The sequence below is a fragment of the Sphingomonas sp. genome (assembly GCF_050725575.1).
Lineage (GTDB): Bacteria > Pseudomonadota > Alphaproteobacteria > Sphingomonadales > Sphingomonadaceae > Sphingomonas.
This window is the reverse complement of sequence record NZ_JBOHHW010000032.1, coordinates 1-24,898: the sequence shown is the minus strand read 5'-3', so window position 1 is coordinate 24,898 and position 24,898 is coordinate 1. Positions and strand designations below refer to the sequence as shown.

The window sequence follows — 24,898 nt, the reverse complement described above, 5'->3', positions numbered from 1 at the left end:
AGAAATCCTTGGCTTAAGACCGTTGTGTAACACTATAACACCCAAACGATCCGGCGCAATCGCAAGGGCCCATCGTTTCGATCCATTCCGGTCAGGGTCGATAGACCCGTTCGACATTGCCACGCAGCGATGCCGGGGCGAAGTGCACCGGCTTGAGCTTGTGCGCCACGAACAACGGCGCCTGATCGGCATAATGCGGCGAATTGGGCCGCGTGGTTGCCGCGCCATAGGGCTGGATCGAGTCGGAGCGCACACGTCCCGCCTTGTCCCATTCGATGAACATCACGAAACTGTCGCCATGATTGACCACCAGCCGGCCATCTGGCGCTTCGTCCCAGGTCGATGCGGCGCGCAACACGTCGGGCGCGCCGTCAAGCGGCAGATCGACCTTGCCCTGGCGCAGCCTGAGCACGGTGCCGAGCGGCGGATCGAGCCGGCCAAAATGCGTCGTCAGATAGGCCGCGGCTTTACCCAGCTCCTCGCGCGGATCGAGCCGCGGGGCGCGGCGATAATGCCATTTCTGCCCGGCACGCAGCAGGATCGCGGCCAGCGCATCAGCAGGGCCTTCGCCGTCGAAATTCCAGTCCCATTTCGCCATGAGCGCCCTGGCGTCCATAATCGCGCGATCGCCCTTCGGATCGACCGCTGCGAGATCGGCGTACCATTTCGCCGCCCAACTGAGCCGGCTCACGCCGGTGTCGAACTTGATCCGTTCCAGATCGGCGCGGCTGATCGATCCGTCCGCGCCCATCAGCTCGATCGCGCGCGTACCGCGATTGGTCGTATCGGTCTCGATCCCGAGCAGGGGCGAATAGTCGCCCGGACGGATCTCGGACCCCGCCCCCGCGGCCTGGTAGGGCGTGTTGTTGGCGTTGATCAGAAAGCCCGATGCCGGGTTCACGTTGCGCGGCACCTGCGCCCAGGGCACCGTCCCGGCCATCAGGTCGCGCGACGTATCGCCCGGCAGGACAGTGGCATAATCATAGCCCGGCTTGCGGTTGGGAAAGCTCGCATTGTAGAAATAGGCGATGTTCCCTTTGGCGTCGCCATAGAGGAAATTGGTCGCCGGCACGCCCTGGATCGCCAGCGCCTTTTGCCACTCGGTAAAGTCCCGCGCTCTGGTCAGGCGGTAATATTCCTCGATCATCCGCACCTGATCGGCGCCGGCATAGCGCGTCGCGAACGCGCCGCTCTTGTTGACGATAACCGGCCCCTGCACCGCGCGGTACACCAGCTTCGGGATCGGCAGCACGAACGGTCCGACCTTCACATGTAACCACACCCGCGCGCGCTGCAGCGGCAGCCACTTCCCGTCGAAGCGGTAATGCGTGCCGGCAGAATCGAGCACCAGCTTGTAGACGTCGGTCAGGTCGGGCCGGTTGACGGTGTTGGTCCATCCCAGCGTCTCATTATGCCCAAGCACCGGGAACGGCACGCCGGGAAAGGTCGCACCGGCGAAGTTCCAGCCCTGTCCGGAATGCACCACAAGCTCGTACCAGGTGACCGGCCCGCGCCAGGGCTGATGCGAGTTCGACACCAGGCGTGTGACGCCGTCGGCCGAGCGCTTGGGCGCGACAATGAACGCATTCGAGCCGTTCGGATTTTCCTCCCCGGCACTTGGCGTGTCCGCAGGAACCGCTGTGGGATCCGGTGAATCCGGCGTTGGCCCGGCACTTTCCTTCGGCAAGGGCGTATCGCCGGACAAGGCGCCCAGTACCTGATCGAGCCCGAAGAAGAATGGGGTCCTGAGCACGAAGCCAGTGGCGATGTCGCGTCCATCGACCGGGAAGAGCCGCGACAGGCGCACTTCGTCCGGATGGCGCTCGGCATAGCGGTTCAGCCCGGAGGCATAGCCGTCGAGCAGCGCGCGGACATCGGCGGGCTGCTTCGCATAATCGCGATCGACCGTCGCGCGCGCGCCGAGCAGATGCAGCGCATAATCGACCTTCGCGCCGTCCGCGCCAAGCATCGCGCCAAGCCGCCCGCGCGACATCGCGACCGCTTCCTGCAGGGTCGCGAAATCATCCTCGGCATGAGCATAGGCGACGCCATAGGCGACATCCGCATCGGTCTTGCCGAAGATATGTGGCACGCCGAATGTGTCGCGCGCGATGACGCTGTCATAGCTGTGCGGCGGCGGCGGTGCCGGCGTTTCAGCGAGAAGTGGCTCCCACACCGCGAGCCCGATCGCAACCAGCACAAGCAGCGCGGCGAGACCAAGCGCACCGTTCTTCAAGACTTTGCGCATCGCTGTCCTCCCCGCTTTTATGATTTGCGGGCACGGTACAGCAGGCAGAACGCTTCTCAACCCCTCCCGCAAGGGGAGGGGTTGAGGCAGTGGGTCAGAGCCCGGTCTTGAGCGTCACGAACACCTGACGCGGCGCACCAACCAGCAGCGTCTGGCTGTCGCCCTTCTGGACAAAACCGTTCGAACCGATCGTCGCGATATAGTCCTTGTCGAGCAGATTGGTGCCGTTGAGCTGCAGCTCGACCTGGCGGTCCCCGGCGACCTTCAGCCGCACGCCGACCGTCGCATCGAACAACACCCGCGCCGACACCGACTGGTCGTTGCTGTAGGAGAAGTAGCGCTTGCTCATATAGTTCGCGCCAAGCCGACCGAAGAACAGGTTGCTGTCATAGGTCAGCTCGCCCGAGGCGATATGCTTGGGCGCATCGACCACGGTCTTGCCCTTGATGCCCACGCCGCCGACCAGTGAACCATCGGCGTTGAAGACGTCGTTGCGATAGGTCGAGTTGTTATAGGCATAGGAGGCGAATGCGCCGAACCCGCCCGGCAGCTTGACCTGGCCGGTCGCCTCGATGCCGTAGGAGCGCACCCCGCCGACATTCTGCAGGATCGCCGGATTGCCGAGGATTCCCGCGCCATTGGCAAAGGCGAGCAAGCGATTGCGGAAATCGATATAATAGCCGCTGAGCGACCCGGTGAAGATGCCCGACCGACCACGCACGCCGAGTTCATAGGTGTCCGACGATTCAGGCTTGAGATTGCCGAGATTCTGGAAGCCGTTCTGGCTGGTGGCGAGTGGTCCATTGGTGGCAGCCGCGACGAATGCGCGGGTCACCTGAGTGAAGCCGCCAAACAGCTCGGCGCGCTCACCCAGCTTGTAAGTGAAACCGGCATGCGGCTGGAACCAGTCGGTGGTCTTGACCTTACCGGTCGCAAGCGGGCCGGCCTTGATCGCGTCCGAGCTGCCGCGAACGTCAAAGCCCTTCCAGCCGAGGTTGATGGTCAGATCGCCGATCGCGATCTTGTCCTCGACATAATATTGTACGGTATCGGTCTTATAGCGCAGGTCCCAATCGGTCGCGAACGCGCCGCTTTGAAACTCAAGTGCGTTGCGCGTCGGCGCGAGGCGGCTGTCGAGCCCGTAATAACGGCGCGCCTGACGCAGATCGTTGCGCTCATACCAACCGCCCACGGTGATGTCGCCGAAAGCACCGAGATCCGTGCCGAGCGATCCGAACACGCCCTTGCGGTGCATGTTGTATTCGGTCGTCCGTACCGAGATCGGCACGCCCGAGGGCGATGGGACATAAGGCGTGAACCAGATGCCCTGGCCGCGATTGTCGTGATAATAGGCCTTGAGCTGGCCATGGACCTTCGCATCCTTGCGGGTCTCGATACCTAACGAAGCGACATAGTCGTTCCGCAGGCCCGCCGCGTCGTAATAGGCATCGTCGATGGAGCCGAATGGTGTCGGGAAAACCTTGCCCGCGGCCGGATTGGACGGGGCAAGCCCGGTGATGTCCGACTTGCCGTCGGCTCCCGGCGCACCCGTCGTGTTGTTTACATTGTCGATATTGTTCGCAACATCTGCGACCCGTATGGCGAGCGGAAACTGGCCGGTGATATTATCCCAGCGATAGCCAAGCCGCTTGATCATATCGAGCGACATGTCCTGATAATCTTCCTCGCGGCGTTCGGAATAGTTGAACGTGCCGACAAGGCGCAGGTCGGGTGTGACCGGCGCGACGAACTTCGCATTGACCTGGTTCTGGCGCTGGGCGCCGCGGCCTTTCCACTTGCCGGTGTCGAGATGGCTGTACGACACATAAGCGCTGGGTCCATTGTCGCCGAGTTCGCCGGTATCGAGGCGGCCAAAGGCATGGACCGTATTGTTGCTGCCATAGCTGCCATTGAGCGACAGGCCGAAATCCGGCTTCGGATCGGACGAGAAGAATTCGATCGTGCCGCCGAGATTGTTGGTCGCCTGAGTCCCGAGCGACCCCGAACCCTGCGACACACGCGTCTCGCCGATATTCTCCGAGCTGATCGCGCGGCTGATATGCAGGCCATTGGTGTTGCCATAGGTGCCGTCGCCGAGCGGAATGCCGTCAAGCGTGAAGCCGATCTGGTTCTGGTTGAAGCCGCGGATCGACACGCGCTGCGACCATTCATAGGCGCCGAACGGATCGGCCGACTGGAAGTTCACACCGGGAAGCTTCTGGATCGCCTTGAGCGGGCTGGTGCCCGGCGTCAGGATCGCAATGTCGTCCTGACCCAGACGCTGCACCTGGCGGGTCTCGCCGCGACCGATGACGATGATGTCGCCCTCAGTGGCATTTGCGTCCGGTTCTGCAGGGGCGATATCGGGGGCAGAGGCAGCCGGCGCGGCGGTGACATCGTCGCTGACGGCAGCAGTGGCGGCGAGCGGCCAGCCGAGTGCGGTGCCGGCGAGCAGGCAGGCGGTGAGAACACGCATTATGAAATCCCCTTGGGCAGAGCGGTGCGCGCAGCTGCGCGTCGCCCGCCGCCTAGTCGTTGTGCGTTGCACAATTACGCAGACGCGATGACAGTTCGATGCCGGTTGCGTGGCGTATTTGAGACACCTTGCGGCGCGCGGCGCGTTACGCTCCAATCATTATGGCAAAGCGGTGGTCGGACGGGTTGTGTTGCATAAGTGCAACACTATATCGCACGAGCAAGTGGAGATGGGAGCAACATGAACCTCGAAAAATTCACCGACCGCGCCAAGGGCTTCCTGCAATCGGCGCAGACCGTTGCGATCCGCATGAGCCACCAGCGCATTGCGCCCGAGCATCTGTTGAAAGCTCTGCTCGAGGATGAGCAGGGCATGGCGGCCGGACTGATCACCGCGGCCGCCGGTGACGCGAAGCGCGCGATCAGCGAAACCGACCTCGCACTGTCCAAGATTCCCGCCGTGTCGGGTGGCGGCGCGCAACAGACGCCGGGCCTCGACAACGATGCGGTGCGCGTGCTCGACCAAGCCGAGCAGATCGCCGCAAAGGCCGGCGACAGCTTCGTCACCGTCGAGCGGCTGCTGGTCGCGCTTGCTTTGTCGCTCAACACCGCCGCCGGCAAGGCGCTGCAGGCGGCCGGGGTGCGCGCCGATGCACTCAATACCGCGATCAACACCGTGCGTGGTGGACGGACCGCCGATTCCGCCGGTGCCGAGGACCGTTTCGACGCGCTGAAGAAGTTCGCCCGCGACCTGACCCAGGCGGCGCGCGACGGCAAACTCGACCCTGTGATCGGCCGGGATGAGGAGATCCGCCGCACGATCCAGATCCTCGCACGCCGCACCAAGAACAACCCGGTGCTGATCGGCGAGCCCGGCGTCGGCAAGACCGCCATTGCCGAAGGCCTCGCGCTGCGCATCGCCAATGGCGATGTGCCCGACACGCTGAAGGATCGCCGGCTGATGTCGCTCGACATGGGCAGCCTGATCGCCGGTGCGAAATATCGTGGTGAGTTCGAGGAGCGGCTGAAGGGCGTACTCGACGAAGTGAAGTCGGCCGAGGGCGACATCGTGCTGTTCATCGACGAGATGCACACGCTGATCGGCGCGGGCAAATCCGAAGGCGCGATGGATGCGTCGAACCTGCTCAAGCCGGCATTGGCACGCGGCGAGCTGCACTGTGTCGGCGCGACCACGCTCGACGAATATCGCAAGCATGTCGAGAAGGACCCCGCGCTGCAGCGGCGTTTCCAGCCGGTGTTCGTCGGCGAGCCGACGGTCGAGGACACAATCTCGATCCTGCGCGGGCTGAAGGAGAAATACGAACTCCACCACGGCGTGCGCATCACCGATGCGGCGATCGTCGCCTCGGCGACACTGGGCAATCGCTACATCACGGACCGCTTCCTGCCCGACAAGGCGATCGACCTGATGGACGAAGCGGCCAGCCGCATCCGTATGGAAGTGGAATCCAAGCCGGAAGAGATCGAGACGCTCGACCGCCGCATCATCCAATTGAAGATCGAACGCGAGGCGTTGAAGCGCGAGAGCGACGCCGCGTCGCGCGACCGGCTGGCAGCGCTCGAAGGCGAGCTCGCCAATCTCGAGCAGCAATCGACCGAGCTGACCACGCGCTGGCAGGCTGAGAAGGACAAGATCTCAGCCGAAGCGAAGATCAAGGAGAAGCTCGACGCCGCACGGCTCGAACTCGACCAGGCGCAGCGCGCCGGCGATCTCGCCAAGGCCGGCGAGCTGTCCTACGGCACGATCCCGCAGCTGCAGCGCCAGCTCGATGAAGCAGCGGGCGCGACCAAGGGCGCAATGCTGCGCGAGGAAGTGACAGCCGACGACATCGCCGCCGTGGTCAGCCGCTGGACCGGCATCCCGGTCGACCGCATGCTCGAAGGCGAGCGCGCCAAACTGCTCGGCATGGAAGAGGCGATCGGCAAACGCGTGATCGGCCAGCAACAGGCGGTCCATGCCGTGTCGACCGCTGTGCGCCGTGCGCGCGCCGGGCTGCAGGAGGCGAACCGTCCGCTCGGATCCTTCCTGTTCCTCGGGCCAACCGGCGTCGGCAAGACCGAACTGACCAAGGCACTCGCCGAATTCCTGTTCGACGATCCCTCGGCGATGGTGCGCATCGACATGAGCGAGTTCATGGAGAAGCATGCTGTCGCGCGGCTGATCGGCGCGCCTCCCGGCTATGTTGGTTACGAAGAAGGCGGCGTTCTAACCGAATCGGTTCGGCGACGCCCCTATCAGGTGATTCTGTTCGACGAAGTCGAGAAAGCGCATGGCGATGTATTCAACATCCTGTTGCAGGTGCTGGACGATGGCCGGCTGACCGATGGCCAGGGCCGCACGGTCGATTTCTCCAACACGCTGATCATCCTGACCTCGAACCTGGGCAGTCAATATCTTACCAACCTGGCCGATGGTCAGCCGGTGAGCGACGTCGAGCCGCAAGTGATGGAGATCGTTCGCGGCCATTTTCGCCCCGAATTTCTCAACCGGCTCGACGAGATCATCCTGTTCCACCGGCTCGGCCAGAGCGAGATGGCGCCGATCGTCGATATCCAGGTCAGCCGGATCGGCAAGCTGCTTGCCGATCGCAAGATAATACTCGACCTGACCGATGCCGCCCGCGCGTGGCTCGGACGGGTCGGCTATGATCCGGTCTATGGCGCACGACCGCTGAAGCGGGCGGTGCAGCGCTACCTGCAGGATCCGCTCGCCGACCTGATCCTACGTGGCGAGGTGAAGGACGGAGCGACAGTCAAGGTCGATGAAGGCGATGGCAAGCTTGAGCTGGCGATCGGCTAGCGGTCGCGGGAAGATGCCGGGGAGGTGTGGATACCGAAAATTGTCGCGCATCATGGTGGGCTCCGGCATTCCGGTACCCGATTGTGCAGCATCAGCAGCCGGACTGTTTCTGGCACGAACCGAGTTGGGATCGCTCGACTAGCTGACGATCGCTCTGGCGCTGCGCCGCCCATTCGCTCCGCGTCATGCACACTTTTCGTACCGCCAAACGGCTACCAAGAACCTCCTGCTTCTCGCAAATTACCTGATTCGGGTCGGGAGCCTTCTTTGTCGTTGACGGGGCGGGATCCTTGGCCACTGCGGGCATCGTCAGTGCAAGGCTGGCTAATATTCCCAGCGCAATTCGATTCATTATCCGTCCCTTCAAGGCTGTAAGGCTGACCTGAGGCTATAATAGACCGAAGTGAAAACCCAGATTATTCTAACACCGGACATGCCGAACAATATATGAAAACCCGGCTTAATGCGGTGGGGCGACATCGAACGCGACAGTCAGCCTTTCCCCTTTCGCAAAGCGCCGTGTCCCGTGCCACATCCATGAGGGAAACAGGACCAGCCGCCCCGGCCGGGGTTCAACCATACGCTGCGGCAAGAGGTCGAGACCGAGCGCCTCCTGCGGCTGTCCGAGCGCCAGCCAACCGGCGTCTCCGCCGCCGCGCCCCGCCTCGTCGGGCAATGCGACATACAGCGCGGAGCTAAGCCAGCCGGCCGGATGAACATGGTTCGCATGATGGCCTGCACCGGCAAGGCGCACGGACCAAGCGCCCGAAAAACGGACCGCGCGGTCGCGGCGATGGCGAAGCGTAGGGTGTGCGGGATCAATTGGGGGAAGCCGGGCGATATGCGCCTCGACCGCATCGATCAGAGCGGCGCGAAGCGCCTGGATCGCCGGATCGCAGCGCCGGAGCAGATGGCCGTCAGTCTGGGTGCCGCCGCGCACCGACTGATCGAGTGGCTGGGCTCGCGCGAGATGCAAGCCACGCAGCGCGGCCGCCAGTTGATCAAGATCTGGCAGACGATCGCCTAGGTCGATCACCGACACCAGCCGCTCATCGCCTTCCAGCCATTGCCAGCGGGGGTCATCGACCATCCGCCACGCGATGGCAGCATTGGGCCAGATCAACACTGCGTCAGGGCGTGCGGTCCATCGGTCGATCAGAGGGAGCGCCTGCCCAACACGACCGGTACGCAGGAGATGACGCACGCGGTGCACCGCGAATACTTCTTCTTCTTCGCCGAGGGAGGCACGGGCGAACAACGCATCGGCACGCACGACATCACCGGCTTCTGACAGCGCGATCGCTTCGTTGGTATCGAAGAAGGGAATGTCGCCCAGTTGCGCACGGCCGCGACGGATCACATCCAATACTGCTGTATGTTGCTCGCCCTCACTCAGCGTGAGGACAAGCGACTTCCATAAAGCCATATTCCGCGGGTGGTCGGCGAGAGCTCGCTCGAACGAAACCATGGCAATATCGCGTTCACCCATCATCGTGCGCAATCGCGCGAGGTTGGCATGCCCTTCCACCCAACCCGGGCTACTGCCAAGCAGCGAATCGAGTTCAGCGATGGCCCGTGCGCTATCACCCGCCGCGAATCGAGCCGCAGCCATGCCGAGATGGACGCCGCCGTTGCCGGGATTGAGTGCGCGGGCGCGGTCAAACAACGCCACGGCGTCAAAACCGGCTTCAAGTGCGATCTGCGCGCGGCCCTCGGCGATTTTCGCATCCGCGGGGGCAAGACGCGCCGCGCGATCAAAGGCGAGGACAGCCTCGTTGTGACGATCCAACGCCCGGTATAACAAGCCGGTACATTGCCACAGCAGGGCGTTGTCGCGGACACGTTCGGCGGCAGCAGCAAGGGTAGGAAGCGATTCTGCTTCGTTACCGTCGTCCAGTGCCTGGAGGGCATGTTGGGCAAGCGCGTTCAGATCCCCGGCGAACGGCCCGCCTGACCAGGAGGTCACAGGCCCGTCGCTCCTGCGCCTTCAGCCTCCATCATCGCCTTGACCGCCGTCTTCTCCGCCGTACTCAGATCCGGATGCCAAGCATCGATGATGAATACGACACGGAGAAGGTCGCTTGGGTTCATTGCCTCATGCTCGATCGTGTCGTCGAACAGAAATGCTTCACCGCGCTGCCATGCGCGCGTCTCCGCGCCGACGCGGAACCAGCACCCTTCCGGAACGATCAGCGGCAGATGACAGACGAGACGGGTGTTGGCCACGCCGGTATGCGGCGGGATCCGGGTTCCGGGCGCAAGCAGCGAGAACATCGCATTGGGCGAGCAACCGGCGATCCGCGGCTGCGGAATGCGATCGAGCAGCGCCATGGTTTGCGGACAATGGCGTGTATTGGCGTCGATGCGCCGGCCATTCTGCAGCAGGTGGATCGCGGTCCAGTCCGGATTATGGTTCAACGCCTGCCATTGCCGCATCGGTGCATGATCAGGATACTGGATATAAGGCACCAGTTCGGCGCGCTCGGCACCCATGACCGTATCGAACTCCGCGGCGATTGAATCGGTCGCTGCCTCGAGATCGGCGATCCAGGAAAACAGGTCCGAAGGGTGGAATTCACGCTCGGTCAGTTCGGGAAAATGGAAATGCGTCGGCTCGCTGTGAAAGGGCTGCGTGCGGCGAAGTGCGTTGCTGCGGAATCGCGCGATACGCTTGCGTTCTGCGATATCGGCTATCTGCTCGGCACCGGCCATCGCCGCTTTCAATCGCGCCTCGCGCGCGTCGAGCCATGCCGCACAGCGGCGTTCCCCTTCTGCGACCACTGCCGCGAACTGCTGCGGTAGGGGCCCGTCAGGCCTTTGCGCGAGCGCATGGCTCCAGGCCTCACCCGCAGCTGCATCGCCGAGCCGTTCGAGCAGGCTGGCGCGCATCAGCAGTCCTGCGAAGTCAAGCGGCGCGACCGCGAGCGCGCGGTGCACCGCATCGAGTGCGACACGTGGCTGGCCAATGGCGCGGCTCACGCCGGCGAGGCGCATCAGGATAGCGAAGTTACCCGGCTCGACATCCGCCGCCTCGCGCAGCAGCGCCTGCGCCCGCTGAAAATCTTGCGCGGCCGATGCCCGATCGGCCTCCGCCACCAGAGTGGCAGGATTGCTCAAAGCGAATAGCCGAATTTCTCGACCCAAGGCGCCAGGGTCGGCAGGATCGGTTCGAGATGGTGGCGATACCGCTCCCATCGTCCAGAGGCGCGCTTGTAGATCGGCTCGGTGACTTGCGAGTAGCTGGCGGTGGTGATCAGCCCGCGGCTCTTGGCGGTGCCGACATGGTCGAGCACTTCCCCGCGCCAGTCGAGACCCAGGAAATCGAATAACGGCCGGACTTCCGCTTCGACGTCCTCAACCAGGCGTTCGTAGACGATCGTGTGGATGTTGAGCGGGAACAGTTCTCGCGTGCGTTCCCAATGCCGGAAATTGAGATCGTAGAACTCCGCCGCATCTTCCAGCCGGAGGAAATTGGACATGGCCGAGTTCAAACGGAAGTGGCTCATGACACAACTGAGCAGCACATCACATGGATGCCGCAGCGCGAGGATGAAGCGCGCATTGGGGAAAAGTCGCCGGATTAGTAATGCCTTGTTGAGGAACAGAGGCGACTTGTCGATCAGCAGCCTGGAAGGGTCGGTCGGCACAACCTTACCAACTTCTTCGAAATAGCGCCGTCGGGCTTCGGCAATGTCCTGCTCGTCCAATGCCGGGATTCCGGCAGTACCGCCGACTTCCCTGTCGACATGATTCAGCGCGGGCTTCTCCTCCATCACAATGACGTCGGGATGGCCCATCAATATCGTGTCGAGCAATGTCGTACCCGATCGCGGAAAACCGACCAGGAAGGTCGGATCGGGACGATCCGTCTTGGCAATCGTGGCAGGCCAGGCCTTCACCCAGGCCGGTGTCATCAATTCAAGTTCCGTCCGGAGCTGATCCCGTAGTTCCGCCGCGCGCTGCACCGGCGCGGATGGGTTGGCTTCGTTCAGCTGGTTGGTTTCGACAAAAGCCGCGAAAGCCTCATCCGCACGTCCAAGGCGGTCGAGAATCGTGCCGCGAAGATGGGCCACCCGTTCTGGCTCGACCTTGGCCGGAACCTGAGCCAGGCAGGCAAGCGCCTGTTCGAAGCGCGACTGGCGACGATGTTCCAAAGCGCGGAGAAACGCCAGCACCTCTTCGTCAATTCCGTTTGCCTCGGCTAGGGCAATCAACGGCGCGAATTCATGTTCTCTATTGGTGTGTTCATATTGAACCGCCAAGCCCAGATAGGCATCGACGATCCGCGGATCGAGCCGGATAGTATTGCGAAAGGCCCGTTCGGCGTCCTCGATGCGCTCCACCAGCCCGCATTCGATTGCAAGCTTCAGTTGCAGATCCGCATTTCCGGCATCGCGAGTAATCGCCTGTTCCAGCGCTTCCAGCGCCTCCTCCTGCCGAGCGTCTATCTTGAACTGAACATAGAGCTCGTAAAGGATTCGCGCGTCTTCGGGGAATTCTTCCGCCGTCCGACGCAGTAGTGTCTCGGACTCGGCTGCTTTGCCGGCTTTTCGCAGCGCGAGCGCAAGATTGAGGCGCGTCGGCGCCGCCAGCGGATTCAGATCCATCGCGCGCTGGAGCGCGACCACGCTGCCTTCAAGATCGTCGACCGCAGACCGGGCATTTCCCAGATTATTCCAGCTTTCGAAATCCTGCGGGGCATAGCGAACGACATGGGCATAGGCGTCGATCGCATCGGGGAATAATTCGAGCGATTGTGAGAGAAAACCACGATAGCGCGCGATCCTTAACGTCGCATCGGCGAGCGCCAGCTCGTGCGTCGCGATGTCAAGCGCCGTCGCCTGATCGCCGACGTCGAGCAGCGCGGCGATCAGATTGCACGCGATGGTCGTATCGCCCGGGCGACGATCATGCGCCGCGCGCAGATGCCGAATCGCACCCGACATGTCGCCAGCGCGCGCGCGGAGCATGCCAAGAAAGGCATTGAGCGCGACGGGTTCTCCATCGCACGAAAGCCCAGCCTCGGCGATCGCCCGCGCCTCGTGCAGGTCGCCTGCCTGAGCCGCGTTCATCGCCTTTCGCAGAATATCGACCGTATGAGAATCCAGCAGGGGTGCGCTCGCCATCCTGACTGTTTGAACCGTCCTGCGGTGCCAATGCAATCCCGTTTGGGAAAGCGTCGACGAAAAACGGGCCGGCAGATCCAGGATCTGCCGGCCCGCAGGATGTGTCTTATGACGTGACTTAGAAGTTGAGCGTCACACCGGCGAACAGGTAACGACCCAACGCGTCGTAGGTCGCTGGATAGGTGTTGCCGTTGCAGGGACCAGTCGGGCACAGGTTCGTGCCGTCGACACCGCCGTTGCCGCTCGTCACGTAGGGCGGCTGCTTGTCGAGGATGTTGTTCACGCCGAGACGGAAGGTGAACTTGTCCGCGACATTGAAGGATGTCGCCAGATCAAAGTAGCTGATCGCCTTCAGCTCAGAACCCGGATTGAAGTGGTTCGGGCTACCAAGCGATTGGCTCGACGAGAACGTTTCCGCTCGCACCTTGCCGATGTACCGCCACTGCAAGGAGATGCCGATACCATCTGCGAAGTTGAAAGTGGCTCGTGCCTTATGACGCCATTTCGGCAGCGGCGCACCGCTATTTACAGTTCCGCCAGAACTGCAGACCGGGCCATAATAGCCGGCGCAATCATAAAGTTTGGTCACGCCATTATCGAGAGTATATTTGTGCAGATAGGTGCCGTTCATGCTGAGGTTCAGGCTACCCAGATTGCCGATACCGGTCGACCAGGCAGAACTGACTTCAATACCCCTTGTTCTCAGGTTGCCCCGATTGTTGGGGATGCTATCCACATAGCCGTCCGGGGTTAGCCAGATCGAACCTGCTGCGTCGCGCTTCACAAAACCGCAGGAAAGCGGGGTGAAGGTAGCTGTTGCATTGAGAACGCAATCCTTGAGAACCGCATCCTGCGAAGGCGGGCTGATCGATTGCTCGACCTTGATGTCGAACCAGTCAACCGTCAGAGAGAATTTAGGCAAGAATGACGGCTGAAACACCAGGCCAAGCGTCTTGGTGGTAGCGATTTCAGGCCTCAGATCTCTGTTGCCGCCAATCAAGCCATTATACTGTCCAGCAGGATTCGCAGCTGTGCCGGCGCCGACGGCCAGGCCCTGCGCAATGCAGCCATATTCCGTCGCCGTGATCGTGTGACCGGAGCAGGGATCCGAAGCTCCATTCAGACCGACAGTCGGTGTCGCGAACAGTTCCTGGATGTTCGGAGCACGGGCCGCACGGTTGAACGCACCACGGAACCGGATATCCCGGATCGGCGCGAATTCCAGCCCGATCTTGAACGTGTTGGTCTTATAGGTGTTGTCCGAACTCGTCTTATACGACGAATAGCGATAGCCGGTGTTCAGCGACAGGTCGTGAATGAAGCCATCGTGAACGATTGGAATCTGAGCTTCGCCAAAGAACTCCATCACGCGGAAGCTGCCATTAATTGACAGCGTCTTGCCTCCCTGACCGGTTAGATCGCCAGTGCTGAAAGCGTTGTCAGTCTGCAGTTCCAGCGATTCCTTACGATATTCAACCCCAAGGTTGATCGCAACGCCGTCGCTCGCCCAAGGAGATTTGATCCCATAATCGCCGAGCAGGCCGGTGACCGTTGCACTGGCAATCTGTTCGGAGGTCTGCCCCTTCTGGAAGCCGGTCGCTGAGAGATAGGCGACCGAAGCCGGGCTTGCTCCGCCAGCGCCAGCGAAGACGTTATAGGGAACACAGGTCGGGTCGCTGTTATCGAGTACCGAGCGGCAGATCGGGTCAACAACCCCCGGCGTGCGCGGATCATCGACGACATTCAGTGCACGACCGAGCCGGGCAACCGAGAATTCGTTCGAATAGACCTGCGTGTAGTTCGACCGACCATATTGATAATATGTATCGTAGGACCAGTTCTTGCCGAGATCGCCCTTCGTGCCGATCACGGCACGGAAGTTGGTGTGCTGCAGGTCCGATTGGCGGGGGCCTCCCTCGACGTTGCGGCGCAGCAACTGCATGAAGCCCTGATTATATTGCGTGCCGTTCGAATCGGTGAAGACGAGCGGCGCAGCACCCGGATTGGTGTTATAGGGAGCCGACTGAGCCAATGGGAAATTCCCAAGGTAACCGTTGATCAGATTTGGGGCAGCGCAGATCACGGCCGCCTGCGCGGCAGACATGAGCGGATTGCCGCCAGCGCCCCCGATGGGGCAATTGATCGTCAGCGTGTTGCCGAAATCGCCCGACGGCGCGATTTGCGCAACCGTGCGATCGTCCATGAACATGAACTCGACATAAGGCTTGATCGCCTCGCTGACTTCGTAATTGGCGAACAGGCCGGCCGTATAGCGCTCGTCGGGGCGCTGATAATGGTTGGTCGGCGCGAAGTTATACGGCGACGTCGTGTTGGCGAACCCGCCACCGGGCTGGAACGTATAGACGGTCGACGACGCAGTGTTGAGATTCGGGTCGAACAGCACGACCGTGCCATTGGCGTTGGTCAACGAGCCGCCGCAGCGCGGATTGCCAGTACCCCCATTCTGCAGCACGCAGGCGCTATAGTCGCGCTTGTCCTGGGTGATCGCCTTCGCCTTGCGATAGCCGAAATAGACCAGTGCATGGCCGCGATCATCGGCAAACTTGCTGCCGATCGAAATCGTTGCGTCAATCGTGCCGCCGTCGGCGACATTGCCCTTAGGATTGTCGAAGCCCTTGGCATCGAGTAGCGGGCTGATAAATTTATCCCGGTTGTTATGTTGATACAGGCTGTACTGGCCATCGATCCGAACACCCGTGAAATCGGTGTCGACGATGAAGTTGACGACGCCCGCAACCGCGTCCGCACCATAAGTGGAGGATGCGCCGCCGGTTAGAATTTCGACGCGCTTCAGAATTGAAGCCGGAATGATGTTGATGTCAGCGGCGGAACCGCTGGTCGGACTGGGATCGCCCGGCAGCAGGCGTCGACCATTGACCAGAGTGAGCGTGCGGTTGGTACCAAGCCCGCGAAGATCGACCGATGCCGTACCGTCGGAACCGTTTGCAATCGTCGAGGCCTGGCTGGCGAAGACCGATGGCAGCGAGTTGAGTAGATCCTCAATCCTCGTCGTGCCCTGGAGCTTGATGTCCTGGCTGCTGACGAGGGTGACGGGGCTGACCCCTTCCAGGTTCGGCTGCGGGATGCGCGAGCCGGTAACGACGATGTCGTCCGTCGGCGTGCTGGTGTCGGTTTCAGCGGTCGCCGGAAGCTGCGCGGCCTGCGGATCGGCTGCCTGCGCAAAGGCTGGCCCGGAGATCAGCGCCAGGCCCAGTACGATCGGCGCCGCGCCGTTCCTGAGCTTCGCGATGGTGGTAAATTTATTCACGTCCCTGTTCCTTTCGCATCCGCGGCCCTGACCGCGAGGCTGTCCCCGATATGCGAGCGATTTTCTCGTCAGATCGGGCGATGGTGCGATGAGTGCCTTTCCGGCAATGCGCTGTAAACGGATTTGCCTGAAACGCGGCAAATTGACTTAATGGTGTTGCGTCCTTGCCACATAGCGCGGATGCCGGAGATTGAACGATAAGGCCGAATGACTTCCGGGGAGAAAGACGATGAAGCTGTTTTACACCGCGCTGCTGATCGGACTCGTGACCAGCCCGGCCCTGGCAAAGGAGAAAGAGCCGCCCGCCCGTGCCCAGGCCTTTCAGCGACTGGTCGATTGCCGCGCAATCAAGGACTCCGCGGCTCGTTTGGCCTGTTACGACAATGAAGTCGCGACACTCGACGCAGCCGAAAAGTCGAAGGAGCTCGTCATTGTCGACAAGGAGCAGGTGCGCCAGGCGAAGCGCACGTTGTTCGGGCTGAGCCTGCCGAGCATCAAGCTGTTCGGCGGCGACGACGATGACGACGCGGTCGCCCAGATCGAATCCAAGATCGCATCGGCAAGCGAGGACATTAACGGGTGGACGATCCGACTGGTCGATGGATCGGTCTGGCGCCAGATCGACAGCAAACCGTTCTACCGCCTTCCGAAGGCCGGCCTCGAGGTTGTGGTGAAACGCGCGGCGCTCGGCAGCTATATGCTGCGGGTCGGTGGCTCGCCGGGAGTTCGGGTCAAGCGCGTCATCTGAACGCGGGAGGCGGCCTGATCCCGCTGTTACGCGCCCTATTCGGCGCGGGGCATGGGTCCTGCAAGCAGCAGCGGGTCGATGCGTGCGTCGCGCCATTTCAGGCCCCAGTGAAGATGCGGGCCGGTGGCGCGACCGCTCATCCCGACCGCGCCGATCACCTGGCCGCGGCGGACGCGTTCGCCGATCCGGACATCTATCCGCGACAGATGGAGGAATGCCGAGTTCAGCTCCATGCCATGATCGATCATCAGCAGATTGCCCTCCAGCGTGAAGGGATGGTCGGCGGCGAGGATCACCACGCCGTCGGCGGGCGCCAGCACCGGCGTTCCGGTCGGCTTGGCGACATCGGTGCCCGAATGATAGGCGCCGGCCTCACCCCGATAGACGCGCTGCGACCCGAACATGCCGGTGATGCGTCCGGTTGCCGGCCACAGAAACGCCTGGCGCCAACCTGACGAATCGGATCGGATTCGGCGCGCGGCAGCGATCTGGGCGAGTTCCGCCGGCCGCAGCCGCGCCATTTCCGGCTCGGGCTTGGGAAAGCGGGGCAAGGTGTTGAGCCGTTCGATCAGCCATGCACGCGGCGCGACCACCAGTGTATCGCTGACCTGGCGGCCATCCTCGAGCGTCGCGACGAGTGTTGCCGAGGGGCCGGCGTCGCGGTCGAAGGCGATCAGGAACCGGCCATCGGCAGTCACCGGCACCTGAGCACCGTTGAAGGTCAACAGGCTGGTGCCGGCCGGCGCGATGCCGATCAACGCAGCGCCCTGCATGCGTGGACCGCTATAGCTGAAGGTCACCGGGCCCGGATTAAGACGCTGCTGTGGCGTCGGCCTATCCGCCCGGGGCGACGGCGGCAACGGCTGGACGCGTTCTGGCGCCGTGGTGCAGCTTCCGAGCAGCATCAGCGCGGCCGCCCCCACGGCCCAGCGCCGCATGCGCTTCATCTGGGCGGGCTCATCGCTTCGGTCGCGATCTCGGCGGTCGCATAGGCTTCCTGCGCGACGACGCTCCAGTAGCGCAGGTCCTCAAGCGGAATACGCGCACCCGACACTGCACAGATGACATGGTCGCCGGTGGCCAGCACGCGAAAGCCATTGGCCATATAATGGAGCCGCGCGGGGCGATCGCTGTTCGACATCAACATGGTGCGTGGGTCCGGTTACAATAGGGTCGGCTGGTCGGGCTTGGGCGCGTCATTGTTCTTCACATATGCCTTGCCGCCGCTGCGCTCAACCCGCGCATCGACTTCCCCGTCCCGGAAATGGAGCGTAACGGCCCCGGCCGTCCTGGCCGCTGCTGCGCTGGCCAGCACCGCGCCGGACAATTTCGCCGAGACGCGGACATAGCCGCGATCGAGCAGCCGGTCGGGATTAAGCGATTCGACCAGCCGCCAGGTCCGGTCGAGCCGGTCACGCGCGCCGGCCAGCTGGCGCTCCAGCACCGACAGTCGCAACGCCCCGCCGGCACGGTCGAGCGCGCCGCGTGCCAGCGTCACGCGCCGTTCCAGCCCGCGGTCGAGCCGGGCGCCCATATCGTCGGCCTTTTGCCGCTGCGGCCCGAGCAGCGCGTCGCGCTTCGGCAGCACCCGCACCAGCGCATCGAGCCGCTCCCGGCCGCGCTCATGATAGCGCCGCGCGCAGCGTTCCATCCGCTGGCCATGACCATCGAGCGTCAGCCTAAGATCGGCGAGCACCGGCACCGCCATTTCGGCCGCCGCCGTCGGCGTCGGCGCGCGCAGGTCGGCGGCGAAATCGGCCAGCGTCGTATCCGTCTCGTGTCCCACGGCTGAGATGATCGGAATCGAGCAGGCGGCGATGGCGCGCACCGCGACTTCTTCGTTGAACGCCCAGAGATCCTCGATCGACCCGCCGCCGCGCGCCACGATCACCAAGTCGGGGCGTGGTACCGGACCACCCGGCGCGATCGCATCAAACCCGTGCAGCGCCGCCGCAACCTCAGCCGCCGCGCCATCGCCCTGCACCTTGACTGGCCAGACGATGACGTGCGTCGGGCAGCGATCTTCGAGCCGGTGCAAGATATCGCGAATCACCGCGCCGGTCGGCGAGGTGACCACGCCGATCACACGCGGCAGGAACGGCAATGGCTTTTTCGATGCACTGTCGAACAGCCCCTCGTCCGCCAGCTTTGCCTTGAGCTTTTCGAGCAGCGCCATTAGCGCGCCCTCGCCGGCCAGTTCCATGCGCTCGATGATGATCTGATATTTCGACCGGCCCGGATAGGTGGTGATCCGACCGGTGGCGATCACCTCGACACCGTCCTGCGGCTGGAAAGCGAGGCCCGATACCTGCCCCTTCCAGATCACCCCATCGATCACCGCGCTGTCGTCCTTCAGGCTGAGATAGGCATGGCCCGAGGCAACGCGCTTGTAGCCGGAAATCTCGCCGCGCAGCCGGACATGGCCGAACTCGCCCTCGACCACGCGCTTCAGCTTCATCGCCAATTCGCCGACGCTGACCGGCGCGGCGTTGTCGCCTGCGATCTCCTCGGCTACGAGCCGCCCCATGTCTGTTGTGGGTAAGTCGGAAATGGGGTCGGCCATGAATGTCCTGTTGATTGGGTCGGGTGGCCGTGAACATGCGCTGGCATGGCGGCTGGCGCAATCGCCGGCGCTCACGAAACTCTATGCCGCGCCGGGAAATCCCGGCATCGCCGAGCATGCCGAGCTGGTCGCGCTCGACCCGGCCGATCACCGCGCGGTGATCGATTTCTGTCTGCGCCATTCGATCGGTTTTGTGGTGATCGGGCCGGAAGCGCCGTTGGTCGACGGCCTTGCCGACAATATCCGCACTATGGGCTTGCCGGTGTTCGGCCCCGACAAGGCGGCAGCGCAACTCGAAGGGTCAAAGGGCTTCACCAAGGATCTGTGCGCCCGCGCCAATATCCCGACCGCCGCCTATGCCAAGGTCACGTCGCGCGAAGGCGGGATGGCGGCGCTCGACGATTTCACCATTCCGGTGGTGGTGAAGGCCGATGGCCTGGCCGCCGGCAAGGGCGTGACGGTGGCGACGACCCGCGAAGAAGCCGAGGGCGCGATCATGGACCTGTTCTCCGTGTCGGGCGCCGAGGCGGTGATCGAGGAATTTCTCGAGGGCGAGGAAGTCAGCCTGTTCGTCCTGACCGACGGCACGACCATGGTGCCATTCGGATCGGCACAGGATCACAAGCGCGTCGGTGACGGCGATGTCGGTCCCAATACCGGCGGCATGGGGGCGTACAGCCCGGCTCCGGTGCTGACACCGCAACTGGAACGGCGCGCGCTCGACGAGGTCGTCGCGCCGACCATCGCGGCAATGGCAGCGATGGGCGCTCCCTTTTCGGGCGTGCTCTATGCCGGGCTGATGCTGACGACCGACGGTCCCAAGCTGATCGAATATAATGTCCGCTTTGGCGATCCCGAATGCCAGGTGCTGATGATGCGCTTCGCGGGCGACCTGCTCGAATTGATGCTGGCGGTCGCGCAAGGGAGACTGGCCAACCATCCGACGCCGCCATTTTCGGTGGACACCGCACTGACCGTGGTGATGGCCGCCAATGGCTATCCCAGCACGCCCGAGAGCGGCGGCGCGATCAAGGGCATCGACGCGGCAGAGGCGGCCGGCGCCAAGGTCTTCCAGGCCGGAACGCGCCTCGACGGCAAGACGCTGGTCGCATCGGGCGGACGGGTACTGGCCGTCACCGGCACCGGATCCGATGCCGCGTCCGCGCAGGCAACCGCCTATCGCGGTGTCGCGGCAATCGATTTTCCCACCGGTTTCAACCGCAGCGATATCGGCTGGCGCGAGATCCAGCGCAGCGTCGGATGATGATTTATCCGCCAGGTTGAGTTAGCATCGGGCTGAATTAGCATCGGCTCGAAAGAGCAATGGAGCATCAATCATGGCCGACCAATCGATGATCACTCCCACGAACCTGATCATCATCGCGGTGTTCGCGGTGATCGTGCTTGCCGGCATCTGGTGGGGTGTCATGCGTAACCGCGACCGCGGGGCAGCGCAGGCCGTCACCGAGGAGCATCGCGAGGCAGTCGATACCGCAGCGCCGGCCGCGCCGGTCGCGGTTGCGCCGTCCATGCCTGAACCGGTCGCACCTCAGACGGTGACGCCGCCGCCTGTCGCACCAGCGCCTCCACCGCTTGCCGACGAACCAATCGTCGCAGCGGCCGCTTTCGATGCCAGCCCGGCATCGCTAGCGGCAGATATGGTCGCGAACACGCCGGTAGAACCGACGCTTGCCGGGGCCATCACTCAGCTCAAGGGCCTGGGTCCCAAGCTCGCCGCGCAGCTCGCCGAACTGGGCGTGACTCGCGTCGATCAGATCGCGGCGATGAGCCCGGCGGACATCGAGGAGCTCGATGCCAAGCTCGGCACGTTCAAGGGCCGCATCGCCCGCGACCGCTGGGTCGAACAGGCCAGACTGCTGACAGCTGGCGACCGTGCGGCCTATGAAGCGGAGTTCGGTAAGCTCGGCGGTTAGGGATCCGTCAGCGTCTTGCTCCTGTTATTGATAACAGGAGCCGTCCTGATCGAAACAAGAGCTTGCGCCCGACGCTTCGCGGCTATCAGAAAGAGCGGGACAAGAACGCCTGGGCCGGTCCGGCGCCAAGCCCTCGAAAGGTACCTTAGCCTCTACGCTTCGCCGCGCTGACCAGCAGCTTGTCGATCCGCCGCCCGTCGAGATCGACCACCTCGAACTTCCAGCCCTGTTCGACAAAGCTCTCGCCCTCGCCCGGCAAATGGCGGAAAACCGCCAGCGCCAGGCCCGCGACGGTCGCATAATCGCGATCCTCGGGCAGGTCGATGCCGAGCCGTTCGGCCAGCGCATCAGCCGCCATCTGCCCCGCGACGAGTAGCGAGCCATCGTCGCGTTCGACCACCGACGGGCTGTCATCGGGGTCAGTGTCCGACGCGAACTCACCGGCGATCGCCGCGAGCAGGTCGGCCGGCGTCACAATGCCTTCGAAATGGCCATATTCGTCGTGCAGCAGCGCCATCGGCACTTCGGCTTCGCGCAGCGCAATCAGCGCATCCATCGCATCGAGCTGATCGAGTATCACCGGCGCCTGTCGCATCAAGGCGCGCAGGTCGAGCGGCGCGCCGCTGAGCAGCGCGATGGCCACGTCGCGCGCCTGGACCACGCCGATCACCGCATCGACCGATCCTTCGGCGACCGGCAAGCGGCTGTGCGATGCCTCCATCAGCGCGGCGCGGATACCGTCGGCGTCGAGCCCGACATCGATCCAGTCGATATCGGTGCGCGGCGTCATCACCTCGCGCACCGGACGGTCGGCCAGCCGCACCACGCCCGAGATGATCGAGCGCTCATGCTCCTCAATCACCCCGGACTTGCTTGCCTCGGCGACGATCAGGTGAAGCTCCTCCGCCGTGACATGATCCTCGGTCTCGCGCTTCAGGCCCATGAGGCGGAAGAGCATTCCGCTCGACGAATCGAGCAGCCACACGATCGGCGCAGTGCCCCAGGCCAGCGCCAGTACCGGCCCCGCCATCAACGCCGCGATCGGCTCTGGCGCACGCAGTGCGATCTGCTTGGGCACCAGTTCGCCGATCACCAGCGAGGCATAAGTGGTGATGGTGATGACCAGTGCGAAACCGATCGTTTCGGTCGTTTCGGCGGACAGGCCGAGCCAGTGCAGGCGCGCCGCGACCGGTCCGCCCAGACTCGCACCGGAATAGGCGCCCGCGAGAATCCCTATCAGCGTGATGCCGATCTGCGTGGTCGACAGGATCTTGCCGGGATCGGCGGCGAGCGCCAGCGCGGTCCGCGCGCCGCGTTTCCCGGTCCGCGCCATTGCCTCAAGCCGCGCCTTGCGCGCCGAGACGATCGCCAGCTCCGACATCGCGAAAACGCCGTTCAACGCGATCAGCGCGAGGATGATCGCGACGTCGATCCAGGGAAAAGGGGGAAGCGGTGCCATGACGCTCCGATACCTTTGACGCGAATCTGTCGGTTTCACAACAGCGCGATCATCTTTCGTTCAAATCGGATGCGGAACAATCGTGCGACAGGACGAGTTATTCCGACCGTTCGGTCGCACGAAGCCTGATTCAGGCCAATGCTTCGGGCTGACCTCAAGGGAGAATTTACGTGATCAAATCCAGGTTGTTGCTCGCCACAACCCTTGCCGCGCTGGTGACTACCAGCGCCTGCACCACCGACCCGGAGACCGGCGAACGGCGCCTGTCAAAGGCGGCGATCGGCGGCATCGGCGGCGCGCTGGGCGGGTATCTGCTCGGCGATCTGGTCGGCGGACGCAACGACCGGACAGAGAAGATCCTTGGCGCCGGCATCGGCGGCCTCGCGGGCGCCGGCATTGGCGCCTATATGGACAAGCAGGAGCGCGAGATGCGCGCCCGCACCGCCGGGACCGATGTCCGGGTGATCCGCCAGGGCGACGATCTGATCCTCAACATTCCGTCGGGGATCAATTTCGCCACCGACAGCGCGGTGGTCGCGCCGAGCTTCCGCCAGACGCTCGATCAGGTCGGCCAGGTGCTCGGCAACTATAACCGCACCTATGTCGATGTGTACGGCCATACCGATTCGACCGGCAGCGACGTGTACAATCAGAGCCTGTCGGAGCGGCGTGCGGTGTCGGTCGCCGATTATCTCACCACCCGCGGCGTTCAGGCGGCGCGCATCGGCACGCGCGGCTTCGGCGAATCGCAGCCGATCGCGTCGAACGATACCGAAGAAGGCCGCGCCGCCAACCGCCGGGTCGAAATCAAGATTGTGCCGATTCCGGAAACCGATCTGCGCTGATCCGCCCCATCCGGCGATCGCGCGAATCGGGCGGCGTCTGCCCTGGCAGCGCCGCCCTTTTCGTTAACGCCGCGCCGCGAAAAAATCCCTCAACAGCGCCGCCGCCTCGTCCTCACCGATACCCGCATAGATTTCGGGCCGGTGGTGGCAGGTGGGCTGGCTGAAGAAGCGCGGGCCGTGCGCTACCGCGCCGCCTTTCGGATCTTCCGCACCGTAATAAAGCCGAGCGATCCGGGCATGAGCGATCGCCCCGGCGCACATCGCACACGGCTCCAGCGTCACCCATAAATCGCAATCCTCCAACCGGTCCGACCCGATCAGCGCCGCGGCAGCGCGAATCGCGCGAATTTCGGCATGAGCGGTGGGATCGTGAAGCGTCCGCGGGGCATTGGCGGCAACCGCAATCACCTCGCCCGCGCGCACGACCGCCGCGCCAACAGGGACTTCGCCGTCGCCAGCGGCAGATTGTGCGACATCGAGCGCGGCGCGCATCGGGGCAGGCATCGGGAACATGATCGCCCTATGCCCGCCCGGCGGCGCCCGGACCAGCCCGCTATGGCCTATTTCGCTTCGGCAGCAGCGTTGCTTGCGGGCGTATCCATCTTCACCGTCGGGACGGTGATCGTCTTCTGGGTGGTGCCGACCGTCGGCACGTCGATCGTCTTGTTCTCCGTCCCGACCGAGATCGTCGCCATATCGGCCTTGACCTTCGGCGCAGAACCGCCTTCGAGCTTGACCGTGGGCAGCGAACCCGGGGTGGCTTTGAATGTCAGCAAGCCGAATGACATCAAGCCGACGACGACAAGGGCGGCAAGGCCAACAAGGATCAACAGCGCGCGCATGGCATTCTCCTAGATCGACTCAATCGAATCGTTACCGTAACCAAACGTTGCATCCGCACCGTTGGTTGCACGCCAAAGTCTGAATCGGTTGACGCACTGCCCTGTCTCGGGTATCCGCGCCGCCTTCATGGGATTACCGGGCCGTCATGGCCCTGACCTTCAGGATACGATCATGTCGCGGATTTGCGAGCTGACCGGCAAGGGCCGGCTGGTAGGGAACAATGTTTCCCACGCCAACAACAAGACCAAGCGTACCTTTCTGCCGAATCTGCAGAATGTGACTCTGATGTCGGAAGCACTGGGCACCAGCGTGAAGCTGCGCGTCTCGACGCATGGCCTGCGTTCGGTCGAGCATGTCGGCGGCCTCGACAACTGGCTGGTCAAGACGACCGACGACAAGCTGTCGCTGCGTGCGCGCCGCCTGAAGCGCGACGTCCGCAAGAAGCTCTCCACGGCGGTTGCCGCCTGAGCTGCTGATCCGGGTGCCCAGGCGCCTGGTTGAAGATTCGCGATAGACGCGAATTTCAAAGCGGTACCGGCCCGCTCCC

Annotated in this window: 19 protein-coding genes; 7 read left to right on the top strand and 12 right to left on the bottom strand. The window is 63.4% G+C overall.

The annotated features are described in order from the left end of the window. Positions 1-91 precede the first annotated feature (91 nt). Positions 92-2,248 (bottom strand): penicillin acylase family protein, encoded by a 2,157-nt coding sequence (locus tag ACRECS_RS18695; protein ID WP_431584451.1) that lies wholly within the window; start codon positions 2,246-2,248, stop codon positions 92-94. 94 nt (positions 2,249-2,342) lie between these two features. After that, positions 2,343-4,724, bottom strand: a complete 2,382-nt coding sequence (locus tag ACRECS_RS18690) for a TonB-dependent receptor domain-containing protein (protein WP_431584450.1) — start codon at positions 4,722-4,724, stop codon at positions 2,343-2,345. A 240-nt stretch (positions 4,725-4,964) separates the two neighbouring features. On the opposite strand from ACRECS_RS18690, the gene clpB reads away from it, so the two are divergent. Next, complete coding sequence (clpB, locus tag ACRECS_RS18685) at positions 4,965-7,544, top strand: ATP-dependent chaperone ClpB (protein WP_431584449.1); 2,580 nt, start codon at positions 4,965-4,967, stop codon at positions 7,542-7,544. 460 nt (positions 7,545-8,004) lie between these two features. Here clpB and ACRECS_RS18680 read toward each other — a convergent pair whose 3' ends face one another. The 3 genes from ACRECS_RS18680 to ACRECS_RS18670 are packed head-to-tail and all read right to left on the bottom strand — an operon-like array spanning position 8,005 to position 12,172. After that, positions 8,005-9,510, bottom strand: coding sequence for a putative 2OG-Fe(II) oxygenase (locus tag ACRECS_RS18680; protein ID WP_431584448.1), 1,506 nt, complete (start codon positions 9,508-9,510; stop codon positions 8,005-8,007). Beyond that, positions 9,507-10,661 carry an aspartyl/asparaginyl beta-hydroxylase domain-containing protein gene (locus ACRECS_RS18675; protein ID WP_431584447.1) on the bottom strand — a complete coding sequence of 385 codons (1,155 nt, stop codon included), beginning with the start codon at positions 10,659-10,661 and terminating at the stop codon, positions 9,507-9,509. Before ACRECS_RS18675 ends, ACRECS_RS18680 begins: the two co-directional genes overlap by 4 nt. Next, positions 10,658-12,172 carry a tetratricopeptide repeat-containing sulfotransferase family protein gene (locus ACRECS_RS18670; RefSeq protein WP_431584446.1) on the bottom strand — a complete coding sequence of 505 codons (1,515 nt, stop codon included), beginning with the start codon at positions 12,170-12,172 and terminating at the stop codon, positions 10,658-10,660. The genes ACRECS_RS18675 and ACRECS_RS18670 overlap by 4 nt, the downstream gene beginning before the upstream one ends. A gap of 186 nt (positions 12,173-12,358) precedes the next feature. Here ACRECS_RS18670 and ACRECS_RS18665 point away from each other — a divergent pair, with 186 nt between their 5' ends. After that, entirely contained in the window at positions 12,359-12,787 is a 429-nt protein-coding gene (locus ACRECS_RS18665) for a hypothetical protein (RefSeq protein ID WP_431584445.1), read from the top strand. 1 nt (position 12,788) lies between these two features. On the opposite strand, the gene ACRECS_RS18660 is transcribed toward ACRECS_RS18665, so the two are convergent. Further along, a complete protein-coding gene (locus tag ACRECS_RS18660) occupies positions 12,789-16,100 on the bottom strand; it encodes a TonB-dependent receptor domain-containing protein (protein ID WP_431584444.1) in 3,312 nt (1,103 codons plus the stop codon). A gap of 88 nt (positions 16,101-16,188) precedes the next feature. Here ACRECS_RS18660 and ACRECS_RS18655 point away from each other — a divergent pair, with 88 nt between their 5' ends. Next, positions 16,189-16,707: a hypothetical protein gene (locus tag ACRECS_RS18655; protein ID WP_431584443.1), complete on the top strand. Its 519-nt coding sequence runs from the start codon at positions 16,189-16,191 to the stop codon at positions 16,705-16,707. 35 nt (positions 16,708-16,742) lie between these two features. On the opposite strand, the gene ACRECS_RS18650 is transcribed toward ACRECS_RS18655, so the two are convergent. The 3 genes from ACRECS_RS18650 to xseA are packed head-to-tail and all read right to left on the bottom strand — an operon-like array spanning position 16,743 to position 19,270. Next, positions 16,743-17,645: a M23 family metallopeptidase gene (locus ACRECS_RS18650; protein ID WP_431584490.1), complete on the bottom strand. Its 903-nt coding sequence runs from the start codon at positions 17,643-17,645 to the stop codon at positions 16,743-16,745. Positions 17,646-17,650: 5 nt separating this feature from the next. Next, positions 17,651-17,854, bottom strand: coding sequence for a DUF2093 domain-containing protein (locus tag ACRECS_RS18645; RefSeq protein WP_431584442.1), 204 nt, complete (start codon positions 17,852-17,854; stop codon positions 17,651-17,653). Between the two features lie 15 nt (positions 17,855-17,869). After that, on the bottom strand, positions 17,870-19,270 hold the full coding sequence (gene xseA / locus ACRECS_RS18640) for an exodeoxyribonuclease VII large subunit (protein ID WP_431584441.1): 1,401 nt from the start codon (positions 19,268-19,270) through the stop codon (positions 17,870-17,872). On the opposite strand from xseA, the gene purD reads away from it, so the two are divergent. Both purD and ACRECS_RS18630 read left to right on the top strand, forming a co-directional pair. Further along, positions 19,269-20,534: a phosphoribosylamine--glycine ligase gene (gene purD / locus ACRECS_RS18635; RefSeq protein ID WP_431584440.1), complete on the top strand. Its 1,266-nt coding sequence runs from the start codon at positions 19,269-19,271 to the stop codon at positions 20,532-20,534. The two genes, xseA and purD, sit on opposite strands and share 2 nt — an antisense overlap. A gap of 73 nt (positions 20,535-20,607) precedes the next feature. Next, positions 20,608-21,204 carry a helix-hairpin-helix domain-containing protein gene (locus ACRECS_RS18630; protein ID WP_431584439.1) on the top strand — a complete coding sequence of 199 codons (597 nt, stop codon included), beginning with the start codon at positions 20,608-20,610 and terminating at the stop codon, positions 21,202-21,204. Between the two features lie 145 nt (positions 21,205-21,349). Here ACRECS_RS18630 and ACRECS_RS18625 read toward each other — a convergent pair whose 3' ends face one another. After that, a complete protein-coding gene (locus tag ACRECS_RS18625) occupies positions 21,350-22,663 on the bottom strand; it encodes a hemolysin family protein (protein ID WP_431584438.1) in 1,314 nt (437 codons plus the stop codon). A gap of 173 nt (positions 22,664-22,836) precedes the next feature. Here ACRECS_RS18625 and ACRECS_RS18620 point away from each other — a divergent pair, with 173 nt between their 5' ends. Continuing rightward, positions 22,837-23,508, top strand: coding sequence for an OmpA family protein (locus ACRECS_RS18620; RefSeq protein WP_431584489.1), 672 nt, complete (start codon positions 22,837-22,839; stop codon positions 23,506-23,508). Positions 23,509-23,571: 63 nt separating this feature from the next. On the opposite strand, the gene ACRECS_RS18615 is transcribed toward ACRECS_RS18620, so the two are convergent. Further along, entirely contained in the window at positions 23,572-24,021 is a 450-nt protein-coding gene (locus tag ACRECS_RS18615) for a nucleoside deaminase (RefSeq protein WP_431584437.1), read from the bottom strand. A 47-nt stretch (positions 24,022-24,068) separates the two neighbouring features. After that, positions 24,069-24,350: a hypothetical protein gene (locus ACRECS_RS18610; RefSeq protein ID WP_431584436.1), complete on the bottom strand. Its 282-nt coding sequence runs from the start codon at positions 24,348-24,350 to the stop codon at positions 24,069-24,071. A 172-nt stretch (positions 24,351-24,522) separates the two neighbouring features. On the opposite strand from ACRECS_RS18610, the gene rpmB reads away from it, so the two are divergent. Further along, positions 24,523-24,819, top strand: coding sequence for a 50S ribosomal protein L28 (gene rpmB, locus ACRECS_RS18605; protein ID WP_034160912.1), 297 nt, complete (start codon positions 24,523-24,525; stop codon positions 24,817-24,819). Positions 24,820-24,898: the final 79 nt, after the last annotated feature.

Coding starts and splice junctions, on each gene's coding strand:
- ACRECS_RS18695 (WP_431584451.1), bottom strand. CDS start 2,248: ATGCGCAAAGTCTTGAAGAACGGTGCGCTTGGTCTCGCCGCGCTGCTT.
- ACRECS_RS18690 (WP_431584450.1), bottom strand. CDS start 4,724: ATGCGTGTTCTCACCGCCTGCCTGCTCGCCGGCACCGCACTCGGCTGG.
- clpB (WP_431584449.1), top strand. CDS start 4,965: ATGAACCTCGAAAAATTCACCGACCGCGCCAAGGGCTTCCTGCAATCG.
- ACRECS_RS18655 (WP_431584443.1), top strand. CDS start 16,189: ATGAAGCTGTTTTACACCGCGCTGCTGATCGGACTCGTGACCAGCCCG.
- ACRECS_RS18650 (WP_431584490.1), bottom strand. CDS start 17,645: ATGCGGCGCTGGGCCGTGGGGGCGGCCGCGCTGATGCTGCTCGGAAGC.
- ACRECS_RS18645 (WP_431584442.1), bottom strand. CDS start 17,854: ATGTTGATGTCGAACAGCGATCGCCCCGCGCGGCTCCATTATATGGCC.
- purD (WP_431584440.1), top strand. CDS start 19,269: ATGAATGTCCTGTTGATTGGGTCGGGTGGCCGTGAACATGCGCTGGCA.
- xseA (WP_431584441.1), bottom strand. CDS start 19,270: ATGGCCGACCCCATTTCCGACTTACCCACAACAGACATGGGGCGGCTC.
- ACRECS_RS18630 (WP_431584439.1), top strand. CDS start 20,608: ATGGCCGACCAATCGATGATCACTCCCACGAACCTGATCATCATCGCG.
- ACRECS_RS18625 (WP_431584438.1), bottom strand. CDS start 22,663: ATGGCACCGCTTCCCCCTTTTCCCTGGATCGACGTCGCGATCATCCTC.
- ACRECS_RS18615 (WP_431584437.1), bottom strand. CDS start 24,021: ATGTTCCCGATGCCTGCCCCGATGCGCGCCGCGCTCGATGTCGCACAA.
- ACRECS_RS18610 (WP_431584436.1), bottom strand. CDS start 24,350: ATGCGCGCGCTGTTGATCCTTGTTGGCCTTGCCGCCCTTGTCGTCGTC.
- rpmB (WP_034160912.1), top strand. CDS start 24,523: ATGTCGCGGATTTGCGAGCTGACCGGCAAGGGCCGGCTGGTAGGGAAC.